Genomic DNA, 14,037 nt, shown 5'->3' with positions numbered 1-14,037 from the left:
TTAAATGCTTTTAAGTGAGTTAAGCCATCCAAATGAACTACATGGCTTAACAGTTTCACAATTAGAAGAAATTGCATGTCAGATTAGAGAAAGACATCTTCAAGTGGTTTCTACTAGTGGAGGACATCTTGGTCCTGGATTAGGTGTAGTTGAGCTAACATTAGCTTTATATCAAACGCTTGATCTTGATTTTGACAAAGTTGTTTGGGATGTAGGACATCAAGGTTATCCTCATAAATTAATAACAGGACGTTTCAGTCAATTCGATTCCCTTAGACAACAAAATGGAGTAGCTGGATATCTAAAAAGAAGTGAAAGTAAATTTGATCATTTTGGTGCTGGGCATGCAAGTACTTCTATTTCAGCTGCCTTAGGAATGGCAATTGCAAGAGATAGAAAAGGTGAAAATTATAAATGTGTCGCTGTTATTGGTGATGGAGCATTGACTGGTGGAATGGCTCTTGAAGCCATTAACCATGCAGGAACTCTTCCAAATACTCCATTAGTTGTTGTTTTAAACGATAATGATATGTCTATATCCCCTCCTGTTGGAGCACTTTCAACTTATTTAAATAAAGTAAGGCTTAGTCCACCACTACAATTTTTGTCAGATAGTGTCCAAGAAAGTGTAAAAAATATTCCTTTAATTGGTAAGGATATTCCAGAAGAACTTAAAAATATTAAAGGAAGCGTTAGGAGACTAGCTGTGCCTAAAGTCGGTGCTGTTTTTGAAGAACTCGGTTTTACATATATGGGACCAATTGACGGGCATGATATCGGTAATTTAATTAATACATTTAATGCTGCTCATAGACTTAAAAAACCAGTTCTAGTCCATGTTTTAACAACAAAAGGTAAGGGATATCCATATGCAGAAACTGATCAAGTTGGATATCATGCACAATCTTCATTTGACTTAACTACTGGTAAATCTATTCCATCAAAAAAACCAAAGCCTATTAGTTATAGTAAAATTTTTGGTCAAACCTTATTAAAAATATGTGAACAAGATAGCAAAGTTATTGGAATCACTGCAGCAATGGCTACTGGTACTGGATTAGATATATTGCAAAAAAATATCCCAGATCAATATATCGATGTTGGAATAGCAGAACAGCATGCAGTCACTCTTGCAGCAGGTATGTCATGTGATGGTCTTAAACCTGTTGTAGCTATCTACAGCACTTTCCTTCAACGTGCTTTCGATCAATTAATACATGATGTAGGTATTCAAAATTTACCGGTATCATTTGTTCTTGATAGAGCTGGAATAGTTGGAGCTGACGGACCTACACATCAAGGTCAGTACGATATCAGTTATATGAGATCTATACCAAATTTTGTCTTAATGGCTCCTAAAGATGAGGCTGAACTACAGAGAATGTTAATAACATCTATAAATCATAATGGTCCAACTGCCCTGAGAATACCAAGAGGTTCTGGCTTAGGCGTAGCGGTTATGGATGAGGGTTGGGAACCTTTGACTATAGGAGAAGCCGAAATAATAGAAGAAGGAAGTGATATTTTAATTATTGCTTATGGATCAATGGTCGCTTCAGCTATTGAAACATCTAAGATATTAAAAGGGATGAACATTAATGCATGTATTGTTAATGCAAGATTTGTAAAACCTTTGGATGAAAATCTTATAATGCCTTTAGCAAACAGTATTAAAAAAGTGGTAACTATGGAGGAAGGAACATTAATTGGTGGATTTGGTTCGGCTATCGTTGAATTATTTAATGATAAAGAAGTGAATATTCCTGTATACAGGATTGGCATACCAGATGTTTTAGTAGATCATGCTACACCCGATCAGAGCAAAGAAAAACTAGGACTTATGCCTGATCAGATGGTACATAAAATTATGGAGAAATTTAATTTAAATAACTAAAAATTTTTTAATTATTTTTATAAAACACCGCGTGAGGCTAACCCAAGAATGGAGCCAATACCTAACAAATGTCCAAGGCAATTAGCCCCAACAAATGCACCATGACTTAGACCACCAAAAAATCTTCCATTTGGCATCATAAAACCCTCTTCAGGTTTTCTTATAGTTGCCTTAGCAATTGCGTAAGCAAGTATATTACAAGCTATCATCACAACTGCACACTTTGGTGACCATTCAAATGTTGCTGGAGCAGAAGCAGCTGCAAATAGTGTATTAAGCATAATAATCGTTATTTTTAACTATTCTCTAATATTTTTATCAAAAAAACACAAAATTGTTAAAGGTCTTAAGAGTTGTTAACTTCTAAGTTATTTAACATTTTTATAAAACCCAACAATATAATAAAATCGCTTAGTGTTAAGAAAAATTCTGCTGAACCATGCAGGAAGTCAACCTCAACAAGGCTTTTATCATAGTAATTTAGTGCAAATATTGACACAATAATTGTTATTAATACAAATAAAACTGTTAATGAAAAGCCTGTTTTTACATATTTATTTATTGATTTGATTTTATATAAGTAAAACAAAAATATTGAATATGGGAAAATAGATGCTGCAAACAACGATGTATTGTCAATTAAACCTAATTTTTCTATAAATTTTATAAATATATTATTCATAAGTCACTTCCTTTTTAAAAATAGTGAATGATGACAGAGCTAATGTTGAATTTCCAATAAATGTAAATATCCCTTGAAGCGTTACTAGTCCATATAAAGCATTTTGATTATCATAGATGTGCCATGTAATAGCGCACATAGCTCCTATTAAGTTTGGGACCATAGCTAAGCTTAACCAAAAAAATATATTATATTTTTTATATGAAGAAATTTTGTTTATGACAAAGATGGTAAATATCCATTCAATAACTGAAGAGATATGAATTAACCAGGTTCCAAATGAAAGTTCGTGCAAAATTTATATTTTTTTCTTAAGTACACTAAGTACTTCCTTAGCATGATTTATAGGTAAAACACTTATCCATCTATAAGATATTATCCCCTCTGGAGAAATCAAAAAAGTATTTCTATCTGAAAATGGAGGAATCCATGAACCATATTTATCGCTAATAATTCCTTCAGGATCAGATAATAAAGTGTAGTTTATTGATTTCTCGCTGCAAAAACTTTCATGAGAATCTTTATTATCAGCACTAATGCCAACAATTTCGGCATTATATTTTGAAAAGTCTTTTTTTAAATCCGAAAAACCTTTAGCTTCAAGAGTGCAACCTGCTGTAAAATCCTTTGGATAAAAATACATAACAAGCCACTTGCCTTGAAAATCATTTAATTCCCAAATTCTTTTTAAATTTTTGTTTTTATTAAAACCTTCTAATTGAAAGTCTGGAGCAGGATCACCAACTTCAGGAGCAAAGTCAAAAGCTATTGAAGAATTACAATTAAATAAAATAATAAATGATATTAATATACTTAAAACTAAATTTCTCATCAAATTTAGAATTTTTTTAAATCAACCTCATTGGATTTAGCAAATTTATCTAAACCTACTTTTTGTATAGATTTTAGAGCTTTAGTACTAATTTTTAAGTTTACCCATTTTTTACCTTCTTCCCACCAAAGTCTCCTTTTTTGGAGATTAACTTGTTGCAATTTTTTTGTACGAATATGTGAGTGACTCACAGCCATTCCATTATTAGCTTTTGCACCAGTCAGTTCGCAAACTCTAGACATATTTTTTTGATTTATATCTTTAAAAATTTTAACATACGACTTAATTGTTTGAATTAAGCAATTCGGAAATTAATTCGGCATTATTATTTTGCAAATTAATAATCTGTTCTTGATCTAAACCACCAACAGATAGTTTGGCCATATCGTAAACATGATTTGCAATTTTAGTTGCCAATGGATTCTCTATAGGATCTTTTTTATCAATAATTATTTTATTACCTGTAATTTTATTAAGACCAACAATAAGTGGATGTTCTTTGTTAATTAAAAGTACATGATAATCGGGTAATCCAGGCATCTTTTGTTCCATATAAGCCCCCATATCATTGATTCTTCTCATTTGTTCTGGAAGCAAGATCATCGCGGGTGGAGCCCCTTTACTTGATAGTGACTGCACCTTAACTGTTACTTTCTCATTGTTAAGTGCCTTTACTATCGTTTCTCTAAGATTTTCTGTATTTGATTTGCCATCTTTATCTACAATTTCTTTAGATTCTTTATCTTCTAGTTCATTTATTTCTGAATCAACCCTTTGAAATTGATAATCTTCATTTTTACTTTCTAACCAAGGAAGAAATTGTGCATCAATTAATGGATCTGATTTAATAACTTCTTTGTTATCAGATAAGCATATATTTAATGCGCTTGACTGAGCAATCGAATCTGAACAGTAAATTATTTTTTTAGAATCAGCTATTTTATTTCGTTCTTTGTAATTTGCGAGAGTTGTGAAATATTTATCATTTGATTTAATAAGTGATTTATTTTCTATATCTTTAGCTACGTCTTTTTCTGAATTTATGATTGTTTCAAAAATAATATTGTCATTAACTAAATCAGCAAATTTCTCATCTTCGATAGCACCAATTTTAATAAAAGCGGAAATAGAATCCCAAATTTCTGCATAAAATTCTGGAGAATTTTTTATCAAATCCTTTAATTTATTGGCAATTTTTTTTGATATAAATGATGATATAGACCTTACTTTTCTATCTGTTTGTAATGCACTTCTACTAACATTTAATGGTATGTCTGTAGAGTCAATAACTCCTCTAAGAGGTAAAAGGTATTTAGGTACTATCTCTTTAATTGAATCGCTTACAAATACTTGATTGCAGAATAGTTTTATTTCTCCCTTTTCCCAATCAGCTCGACCAGATAACTTAGGAAAATATAGTATACCTTGTATATCGTATGGATAATCTGTATTTAGATGAATCCATAGCAGTGGATCTCCTTGAAAAGGGTAAAGGTATTTATATAATTCAATGTAATCTTCATCTTTTAATTCACTAGGTTGTTTTCTCCATGGTGGATTTTTTTTATTAATTGTCTCACCTTCTAATAAGACATCTATTGGCATAAAATCACAATATTTCTTTATTAATGATTTAATCCTTTCAGGCTCAATAAACTCTTTTTCTTCTTCAAGTAGGTGAAGTATCACATCGGTACCAATTGTCTCTCTTTCTGATTTCTCTAAAGTAAAATTTGGAGATCCATCGCATGACCATTTGAAAGCATTTGATTCCCCAATGGCTGATTTTGTTAATATATCAACCTTATCTGCCACCATGAAACTTGAATAAAAACCAAGTCCAAAATGACCTATGAATTCATCGTTATCCTTTTTGTATTTTGTTAGGAATTCTTCTGCGCTCGAAAATGCTACTTGATTTATGTACTTCTTTATTTCTTCATCATTCATTCCGATTCCATTATCGGAAATTGTTAGGGTATTTTTATCACGATCAATTGTGATTTTTACTTGAGCCTCCTCAGTGCTATCACAATCACCAGCCATTGAAGCCATTCTTCTTTTACTTATTGCGTCTACACCATTACTTACAAGTTCTCTTAAAAAGATTTCATGGTCAGAATATACCGCCTTCTTAATAATTGGGAAAATATTTTCGGTATTGATACGAATTTCGCCTTTTTCCATTAAAAAAAAAATTAAACACTTAAATCCTATTTCTTAAAAACTAGTTAATCAAGTTTTATTAGGAGTATTGTCCGAACAATATATTAATTTAAAACTTAAATTGATTTTTAAGGATGTTATTTAACCCAAACAATCTCAGTACAATTATTTTCTTTCATTATTTGGTTGGCCTTAGCTATGTCATCACATGGATTTAGATGCAAGATCGCTATATTTCCACTTTTCTGGAGTTCTTTTTGTTCATTCATACCTTTTTCTAGAAAATAAGAATCTTTAAATATTAATAAAATTTTTTTTCTATCTGTCTTCTCTTCCTCAATAAAATTTCTTAAGATGTCTATTGAAATTGTAAATCCAATCCCATTTAGGATTTTCTCATTAGGACTAAAGTATCTTACTAATTCATCATATCTTCCACCTTTTGCAATAACACTTTTATTTTTTCCATCATCACCTATTAGTTGAAAAACTATTCCTTCATATAAATTCAAATGTGGTTGAAAAGTGGGATCAAGTTGTAATTTAACACCATATTTATTTGATATTTTTGATAATGTATCAAATAAAAAATTTAAGTCATCTAAAGTTTTACTTCTACCATATGTAGTTTTCAATTTTTTTAATATTGCAACTGGTTCTCCTCTTGTGAATAAGATATCTTTAAGAATATTCTTATCATTTTCATCAATTACTAATTTAGATAAATTATCTTGATCAAAATTAACCAGACTTTTCTTAATTTCTTCAAAATTATTATTCTTATATTTATTTAGGATTAAATCCATTATTTTTGTGGTGCTTACAAGTAGAAATAAATTACATCCATCCTTTAAATTTATATTATCGATTGCATCAAACAAAGTATTAATAACTTCAATTTCTGGGTATTTTGTGTCATATCCAATTAATTCAATTCCACTATGAAGTTTTTCTTGTAACTTAAATGAGTTTTGATTATTTTGTTTTTTATCAAAGACCATTCCATTGGTGAATAATCTTATAGGTCTATTTTTATTTATTAATCTAGTAGATGACAATTTGACAATAGATGTTGTCATTTCTGGCCTAAGACATAAAGAATCATTACTAACTATGCCAACAACCTGATTTTCTTCAATAACTCCACGTCCTTTTATCGTATCTAAAGTATTTATGAATGATGGTGAAACCTCTTCATAACCCCATAGTTTATAAATACTATTCAAATTATTTATGATATTAGAGTTATTTTTTACATCGACTAATTTAATTTCTTTTATATCTGTCATTTTAAAATTTAACGAATTTTAGGTATAGAGATTTTTTTTAAATGGGGAAACTTTATCTAGTTCATTTTTTAATTCTTTTTCAAGGATGGGAGAACAAGCTAAAATTCTTCCAGAACTTAAATTAAATTTGCCTGATGGATAATCAGAAATAATTCCGCCAGCCTCTTTTACAATGATAGCACCGGCCGCTAGGTCCCACACCTCCAATCCTCTTTCCCAGTATCCATCAACCTTACCTGAAGCTACAAATGCTAGATCAACTGCTGCTGCCCCACCTCTTCTTACACCTCTAGTTTTATGTGTTAAGTAACAAAATTCAGCATAATTATTATCCTCTGTCTCAAATCTGTCATAAGAAAAACCAGTTACAAGTAAACTATCAGAAAGTTTAGAGGGACTAGATACTTTAAGTTCGTTATCATTGCAGAATGATCCTAAACCGAGACAGGCTGAATATAATTCATTTAAATAAGGTACAGATATAGCACCTATAATTGGCTTGTTTTTATATACAAGGCCAATAGAAGTCCCAAAAAAAGGATATCCATGAGAATAATTTGTCGTACCGTCCAAGGGGTCTATACACCATGTTAAGTCTGAGGATTTATTTAATTTGCCCGATTCCTCTGCGTTAATAGATATATTTGGGGTCTCTTCTAATAAATATTCTTTTATTTTATTTTCAACTTCCAAATCTACATTGGTTACTAGATCACCTTTTCTACCTTTTGATGTTATTTTCTGAATTCTATTGTAATTAATATTTAGAATTTCATTGCCAATTTGAGCAGAGTTCTTCGCAATTTCATACAAACTGGATAAGTTTAATTGATTTGAAAGTTCCTCTATTTCATTTAATTCAAACATGATGATTAATCTTCCTCAAATTCCCAAGGTGGTGCAACTCTTGTATTTCCCCTCCCAAAATATTGTCCAAATTGTAAATCGTAAACTTCATCTTCATACGTAGTTTCCACCTCAAGATCTGAAGTTGCTTTAGCGACACAAAGAAGTGCATAACCTTTATCTCTTAAGGCTTTAGATACACCCATGGCTTCTGGTTGTCGCAAAGTACCAGAAATAATCTTAACCGCACAACTTGTACAGCAACCGTTTCTACATGAAAATGCAAGTTTGAAACCTTTCTTTTCAAATTCCTTAAGTATATACTCATCACTATTAACCTGCTCTTGATAGACCCTTCCGGTTTCCTTATTTTTTATCGTGACTGTGAAAGTATTTTTCAAATAACTTTACTCTAAAATGGGATGATTAAGGGTTAAAATAGAAATCTTGGGAGAGGTGGCCGAGTGGTTGAAGGCGCAGCACTGGAAATGCTGTATAGGGGCAACTTTATCGAGGGTTCGAATCCCTCTCTCTCCGTTTTATATTAGTTTATTTTGGTTAACTACATCAATACCTTTGTCTGTAAAGAATATTTAAAAAAGATAGTATTTTTTTTGACAAGTTATAAATAATCTTATTTATTTAAATTAAGTTGAAAATATTTGATTTTTACTATTATATGTAGATATCTAAGATAAAAATTAATTAAATTATTAGTAAATTTTGCTTTAATTTAGCGATCTAAAATCATGGGGCAAATAGTTGGAATTGATTTAGGAACTACTAACTCTGTTGTCGGAGTTATAGAAGCTGGTCGTCCAATTGTTATTGCAAATTCTGAGGGTTCCAGGACGACACCCTCAATAGTTGGATTTACAAAAGACAAGGAAATAGTAATAGGAGACCAAGCGAGAAGACAACTTGTTCTAAATCCTAAAAATACCTTTTATAACTTAAAAAGATTTATTGGTAGCGACTGGGATGAATTAGATGAGAATAGTATTTCTGTTCCTTATAACGTAAAGGCTAATACAAATGGAAGTGTTAGAGTTCTTAGTCCAAATACAGAAAGAGAGTATGCACCAGAAGAGTTAGTGAGCTCATTGATTAGAAAATTAATTAATGATGCTGAAACATATCTTGGAGATACTGTTGATTCTGCAGTTATTACTGTCCCTGCTTACTTTAATGAATCTCAAAGGCAAGCTACAAAGGATTCTGCAATATTAGCTGGTATTAAAGTAGATAGAATTCTAAATGAACCTACTGCTGCTGCCCTAGCTTATGGATTTGAAAAAAGTTCTTCTAATAATGTTTTAGTTTTTGATTTAGGAGGAGGAACGTTTGATGTTTCATTATTAAAAATTTCAAATGGTGTATTTGATGTTAAAGCCACTTGTGGTGATACACAGCTAGGAGGAAATAATTTTGATTCAAAAATAGTTGATTGGCTTGCAGAAAAATTTCTTGCTAAACATGATATTGATCTAAGAAGGGATAGACAAGCTTTACAGAGATTAACCGAGGCTGCTGAAAAAGCTAAATGTGAATTGTCAGGATTGCAAAAAACAAAAATATCTCTCCCATTTATCACAACAAGTAAAGAGGGGCCATTACATATTGAAGAAACCTTAAATAGAAAAATATTTGAATCATTATCACAAGATTTACTAGATAGATTATTAGAGCCAGTACAAATAGCTTTAGATGATTCTGGATGGAACGCAGAAGATATTGATGAAGTAGTTCTTGTAGGTGGCAGCACAAGAATTCCAATGGTTCAACAATTAGTAAAGACTCTTGTTCCAAATGATCCTTGTCAATCTGTTAATCCTGATGAAGTCGTAGCAGTTGGAGCTGCGATACAATCTGGAATTATTAGTGGTGATTTAAAAGATTTACTCCTAAATGACGTCACTCCCTTATCTCTAGGTTTAGAAACTATTGGTGGTCTTATGAAGGTACTTATTCCTCGTAATACGCCAATACCGGTTAGACAATCTGATGTTTTTAGTACTTCCGAAGCTAATCAATCATCAGTTGTTGTTCAAGTACGACAGGGAGAAAGGCCTTTAGCCTCAGAAAATAAATCACTTGGTAAATTTAGACTATCTGGAATACCTCCAGCTCCAAGAGGAATACCTCAAGTCCAAGTAGCATTCGATATTGATGCAAATGGTCTTTTAGAAGTAAGTGCAACTGATAGAACTACCGGAAGAAAGCAAACAGTAACAATTTCTGGAGGTTCTAATTTAAACGAACAAGAAATAAATTCGATAATCGAAGAAGCCAAAGAAAAAGCTAATGAAGATAGGAAGAGAAGATCTGTAATTGATAGAAAAAATAGCGCTTTAACTCTTATTGCGCAAGCTGAGAGAAGACTTAGGGATGCTACATTAGAATTTGGCCCTTATGGCGCCGAAAGGCAACAACGAGCTGTTGAATTAGCTATTCAGGATGTTGAAGAGTATATAGATGACGATGATCCTCAAGAATTAGAAATTTCAGTAAGTTCTCTGCAAGAAGCATTATTCGGCTTAAACAGAAAATTTGCAGCAGAAAAGAAAACTGATAATAATCCCTTGCAAAGCATTAAGAATACTTTTGGATCATTAAAAGATGAACTCTTTTCAGATGATTATTGGGATGATGATCCTTGGGATAATCAAATGAATAGAAATTACAGAAATTCGAGGTATGGTAATTCTAGGGACGATGATCCATGGGACAATGACTACTTCCTCTAAAAAAGACTATTTGTCGATCTTGGGTTTATCACCTGATTTCGATGATAAAGAACTTAAAAAGGCCTTTCGAAGGGAAGCAAGGAAATGGCATCCAGATTTAAATAAGAATGATCTTAATGCAGAAGAAAGATTTAAATTAATTAACGAAGCATACGAATATTTAAGTAATCCTAATATTAGTAAAAATCATTCGGATAAAAATATTCATGATGATTACGAAAATAATAATTTCAGGACAGGTTTTCCTGAATTTGAAGATTATCTTGATTCATTATTTGGATATGAATACTCACCAAAGAATTACGAGGAATATCATAATGAATCATTTGAGAATCAATCGATAGATACAAATAATAATGAATTTAGTAATCATGAATACCCTACAACCTCTCCAGAAGAACCGCCACCAGTTAAACTCCACCAAGATATTGAAACAGTTATTGAATTAACTCCAGATGAGGCCTTAAATGGAGCTTCTATTTTAATAGAGCTTGAAGATGAAACCGTTGTAGAAGTTGATACTCCTCCTTTCGCTGGAGATGGATGGCGATTAAGACTAGAAAATATTGCAAGAGGAGGTAAGGATCATTACCTACAGTTAAAAGTTCAAACGGAAAGTGGTCTAAGAATTGATGGTTTAAGAGTTCTTTACAAATTAGAGTTATTTCCTCATGATGCTCTTCTTGGTTGTGCAGTAGAGGTTCCAACTCTTGATGGAAATGTAACACTTCAAGTGCCTCCAAAATCATCCACGGGAAGAATGTTGCGTTTGAAAGGTAGGGGTTTAACTTTCGATGATAATGTAGGTGATCAATATGTTGAAATCTTGGTAGTGATACCTGCTGATATTAATGATGAAGAAATCGCTTTATATACAAGATTACAAGAATTATCACTTTCTGATTCTTAATCAAATATTATATATACAGGAAATTCTATACCTATGAATATATTTGTTCTTCTATACAATTCAGGAACAGATATGGAAGGAATCCATTCAATTGAACTTAAAGGAAGGACCATTGTTCTTATGTTTGAAGATAAGGATGATGCGATTAGATATTGTGGTCTACTGGAGGCTCAAGATTTTCCTTTGCCAACAGTTGAAATGATAAACATAGAGGAAATAAAAGATTTCTGCATTAAATTAGATTATGAATGCAAATTAGTAGAAAAAAATTTTGTACCTAAAACCGCAGAAGATAGGTTATTAATTTCACCACCTCAGAAAAACCTGGAAGTTGAAAAGTGGGAGGAAGACAAAAATAACAATAAAGATAACATTGATATAAATACCATTAAGGAAAACCTTGAAAAGTTGCTTTAGCTATTAAAATTAAAAAATAATCAAACGTATAGATCATGGCAACTGCATTATTTGAGACGGAAGTTGGAAACATTAATATTGAATTTTTCTCTGACGACGCGCCTAATACAGTTAAAAACTTCAAAAAATTGATTAGTGATGGTTTTTATGATGGTCTAGCATTTCACAGAGTTATTCCTGGATTTATGGCACAGGGTGGATGTCCAAATACCCGTGATGGAGCATCTGGTATGCCTGGTACTGGAGGTCCTGGATATAATATTAATTGTGAAATCAATTCCAATAAACATCTAAAAGGTTCACTTTCTATGGCTCATGCAGGAAGGAATACAGGCGGTAGTCAATTTTTTATAGTTTATGAACCACAGCCTCATCTCGATGGGGTACATACTGTTTTTGGTAAGACAGATGATATGGATGTAGTTCTAAAGCTTACTAATGGTTCAAAAATTCTAAAAGCAACATTAAAATAGTAATTTAGCTTTCAAAGACAATACTAAATGTCTCTTTATCTAGATTAAATTTTCTTGTAGATGAATATAAGATTTCATTATTGATTGTAAATTTAGTATTGATTAATTTTATGCTGCTTTTTGGGTGTAATGCTTGTTCAATGTTTCTAGAAACAATAATTCCGATTTTTGAACTGTTTTTATAGTTGGATAAAAACTGAATAAATAATTCTATATTCTTTATTTCTTCATCTGTAATGTTGGAATTGGTTCTATTCTGATCATGTAAAATTCGCCAAACTAATTTTGGTCGATTCCAAAAAGCCAATAATCTTGGAGTACTTTCCAGTTTAATATTAATTTTCTGATCAGAACAGAATTTAATAACGTTATTTTTTATTGGAACTAGATCAATAGATTTATATTTTCCGTCAAGAAAAATTGAAATAAATGGATCGATATTTCTGGAATTAGGATTATCTTCATCAAACATGTGCCCTAGCTTCGTTTTTTTTACGCTCAAATATTCTGCATTATTATCGTTTGGACAAATTACTAATGGAACTCTCTCTATAACCTCTATTCCATAACCACCTAATCCAGCAATCTTTCTAGGATTGTTTGTGAGCAATTTTAGTTTTTTTATCCCTAGATCGGTTAATATCTGTGCTCCGACTCCATAATTTCTGAGATCAGCTGGAAAACCTAATTTTTCATTAGCTTCTACTGTGTCTAATCCACCATCCTGTAAGCTATAAGCTTTTAATTTATTTATTAGACCAATTCCTCTGCCTTCTTGTCTTAAGTAAACAACAACTCCCTCTTCCTCCTTTTCTATCCTTGATAAAGCAGCCTCTAACTGAGGTCTACAATCACAACGTAATGATCCAAAAGCATCGCCAGTTAAGCATTCTGAATGCATTCTTACCAGTACAGGTTCGCTTAATTTTGATGATTTTTGTTTAACTAATGCGACGTGCTCTGAACCATCAAGTTCATTAATATATCCGTAAGCTTTGAAATTACCAAAAATACTTGGAAGAACAGCGTCTGATTTTCTAAATACAAATCTCTCAGTTTGAAACCTATAACTTATTAAATCAGCTATAGATATTAATTTCATTCCCCACTGTTTTGCATACTCTTTAAGTTGTGGAAGTCTTGACATAGAACCATCAGGATTTTGTATTTCACAAATCACTCCAGCGGGATAAAGACCTGACATTGCTGCAATATCTACAGCTGCTTCCGTATGACCTGCCCTTTTTAAAACTCCTCCTTTTTTAGCTCTTAATGGGAATATATGACCTGGCCTTCTTAAATCTTCGGGCTTTGTATTGGGATTTATAGCAACTTGAATTGTCTTGGCTCTGTCTTCAGCTGAAATTCCAGTAGTAACATTATTTTCAGGTCCTGCATCAATTGATATTGTAAAAGCTGTTTGATTTTCATCAGTGTTTCTATCAACCATTAATGGTAGATCTAAAGAGTCAAGTTTTTCGCCTTGCATAGCTAAGCATATAAGACCTCTTCCCTCAGTCGCCATAAAATTAATTTGTTGAGGTGTTGCAAACTGGGCAGCACAAATTAAATCCCCTTCATTTTCTCTTCTTTCATCATCAACAACAATTATGCATTCACCATTCCTTATCGCAGCTAATGCATCGCTGATGGGGTCGAATTCAATTTTAAATGATTCATTTATATCCAAAATTGTTCCATTATTTGATTTGGGACTTGTTTCTTTCATTATTCCTATCAATATAGAAAAATAGTGTTTTAGTTACCTTAAATTCAACACT

General features: G+C 31.9%; 15 protein-coding genes and 1 tRNA gene. 6 read left to right on the top strand and 10 right to left on the bottom strand.

All coding sequences use genetic code 11. The features are described from left to right. The first annotated feature begins 4 nt into the window (after window positions 1-4). The gene (dxs, locus tag EU95_RS07775) at window positions 5-1,894 is read left to right on the top strand and encodes a 1-deoxy-D-xylulose-5-phosphate synthase (RefSeq protein ID WP_032521442.1); all 1,890 of its coding nucleotides are present in this window, start codon (window positions 5-7) and stop codon (window positions 1,892-1,894) included. 17 nt (window positions 1,895-1,911) lie between these two features. Here dxs and psaK read toward each other — a convergent pair whose 3' ends face one another. The 9 genes from psaK to EU95_RS07815 form a co-directional block, all read right to left on the bottom strand. Continuing rightward, window positions 1,912-2,175: a photosystem I reaction center subunit PsaK gene (psaK, locus tag EU95_RS07780; RefSeq protein ID WP_032521440.1), complete on the bottom strand. Its 264-nt coding sequence runs from the start codon at window positions 2,173-2,175 to the stop codon at window positions 1,912-1,914. A gap of 65 nt (window positions 2,176-2,240) precedes the next feature. Beyond that, on the bottom strand, window positions 2,241-2,576 hold the full coding sequence (locus tag EU95_RS07785; protein ID WP_032521439.1) for a DUF3593 domain-containing protein: 336 nt from the start codon (window positions 2,574-2,576) through the stop codon (window positions 2,241-2,243). Next, window positions 2,569-2,871: a DUF2499 domain-containing protein gene (locus EU95_RS0108685; protein ID WP_032521438.1), complete on the bottom strand. Its 303-nt coding sequence runs from the start codon at window positions 2,869-2,871 to the stop codon at window positions 2,569-2,571. The genes EU95_RS07785 and EU95_RS0108685 overlap by 8 nt, the downstream gene beginning before the upstream one ends. Window positions 2,872-2,874: 3 nt before the next feature. Next, the gene (locus EU95_RS07790; RefSeq protein WP_032521437.1) at window positions 2,875-3,408 is read right to left on the bottom strand and encodes a peroxiredoxin; all 534 of its coding nucleotides are present in this window, start codon (window positions 3,406-3,408) and stop codon (window positions 2,875-2,877) included. A gap of 5 nt (window positions 3,409-3,413) precedes the next feature. Beyond that, window positions 3,414-3,650 (bottom strand): 50S ribosomal protein L28, encoded by a 237-nt coding sequence (gene rpmB / locus EU95_RS07795; RefSeq protein ID WP_032521436.1) that lies wholly within the window; start codon window positions 3,648-3,650, stop codon window positions 3,414-3,416. Between the two features lie 40 nt (window positions 3,651-3,690). Continuing rightward, on the bottom strand, window positions 3,691-5,595 hold the full coding sequence (htpG, locus tag EU95_RS07800) for a molecular chaperone HtpG (RefSeq protein ID WP_032521435.1): 1,905 nt from the start codon (window positions 5,593-5,595) through the stop codon (window positions 3,691-3,693). 116 nt (window positions 5,596-5,711) lie between these two features. Next, the gene (locus tag EU95_RS07805) at window positions 5,712-6,863 is read right to left on the bottom strand and encodes an ATP phosphoribosyltransferase regulatory subunit (RefSeq protein ID WP_032521434.1); all 1,152 of its coding nucleotides are present in this window, start codon (window positions 6,861-6,863) and stop codon (window positions 5,712-5,714) included. 18 nt (window positions 6,864-6,881) lie between these two features. Further along, window positions 6,882-7,730 (bottom strand): inositol monophosphatase family protein, encoded by an 849-nt coding sequence (locus EU95_RS07810; protein ID WP_032521433.1) that lies wholly within the window; start codon window positions 7,728-7,730, stop codon window positions 6,882-6,884. A gap of 5 nt (window positions 7,731-7,735) precedes the next feature. Next, the gene (locus EU95_RS07815) at window positions 7,736-8,110 is read right to left on the bottom strand and encodes a 2Fe-2S iron-sulfur cluster-binding protein (protein ID WP_032521432.1); all 375 of its coding nucleotides are present in this window, start codon (window positions 8,108-8,110) and stop codon (window positions 7,736-7,738) included. Window positions 8,111-8,159: 49 nt separating this feature from the next. On the opposite strand from EU95_RS07815, the gene EU95_RS07820 reads away from it, so the two are divergent. The 5 genes from EU95_RS07820 to EU95_RS07840 all read left to right on the top strand — a co-directional run bounded on the left by EU95_RS07820 (window position 8,160) and on the right by EU95_RS07840 (window position 12,256). Then, window positions 8,160-8,246 (top strand) — tRNA-Ser (locus EU95_RS07820). 212 nt (window positions 8,247-8,458) lie between these two features. Beyond that, complete coding sequence (gene dnaK / locus EU95_RS07825; RefSeq protein ID WP_032521431.1) at window positions 8,459-10,456, top strand: molecular chaperone DnaK; 1,998 nt, start codon at window positions 8,459-8,461, stop codon at window positions 10,454-10,456. Continuing rightward, complete coding sequence (locus EU95_RS07830) at window positions 10,407-11,366, top strand: DnaJ C-terminal domain-containing protein (protein WP_032521430.1); 960 nt, start codon at window positions 10,407-10,409, stop codon at window positions 11,364-11,366. Before dnaK ends, EU95_RS07830 begins: the two co-directional genes overlap by 50 nt. Window positions 11,367-11,399: 33 nt before the next feature. Continuing rightward, on the top strand, window positions 11,400-11,783 hold the full coding sequence (locus EU95_RS07835) for a DUF3110 domain-containing protein (protein ID WP_032521429.1): 384 nt from the start codon (window positions 11,400-11,402) through the stop codon (window positions 11,781-11,783). Window positions 11,784-11,818: 35 nt separating this feature from the next. Then, on the top strand, window positions 11,819-12,256 hold the full coding sequence (locus EU95_RS07840) for a peptidylprolyl isomerase (protein WP_032521427.1): 438 nt from the start codon (window positions 11,819-11,821) through the stop codon (window positions 12,254-12,256). 4 nt (window positions 12,257-12,260) lie between these two features. On the opposite strand, the gene ribBA is transcribed toward EU95_RS07840, so the two are convergent. Further along, window positions 12,261-13,985, bottom strand: coding sequence for a bifunctional 3,4-dihydroxy-2-butanone-4-phosphate synthase/GTP cyclohydrolase II (gene ribBA / locus EU95_RS07845; RefSeq protein WP_032521426.1), 1,725 nt, complete (start codon window positions 13,983-13,985; stop codon window positions 12,261-12,263). Window positions 13,986-14,037: the final 52 nt, after the last annotated feature.

The sequence above is a fragment of the Prochlorococcus marinus str. MIT 9201 genome (assembly GCF_000759955.1).
Lineage (GTDB): Bacteria > Cyanobacteriota > Cyanobacteriia > PCC-6307 > Cyanobiaceae > Prochlorococcus_A > Prochlorococcus_A marinus_G.
This window is presented reverse-complemented; position numbering and strand designations above follow the sequence as displayed.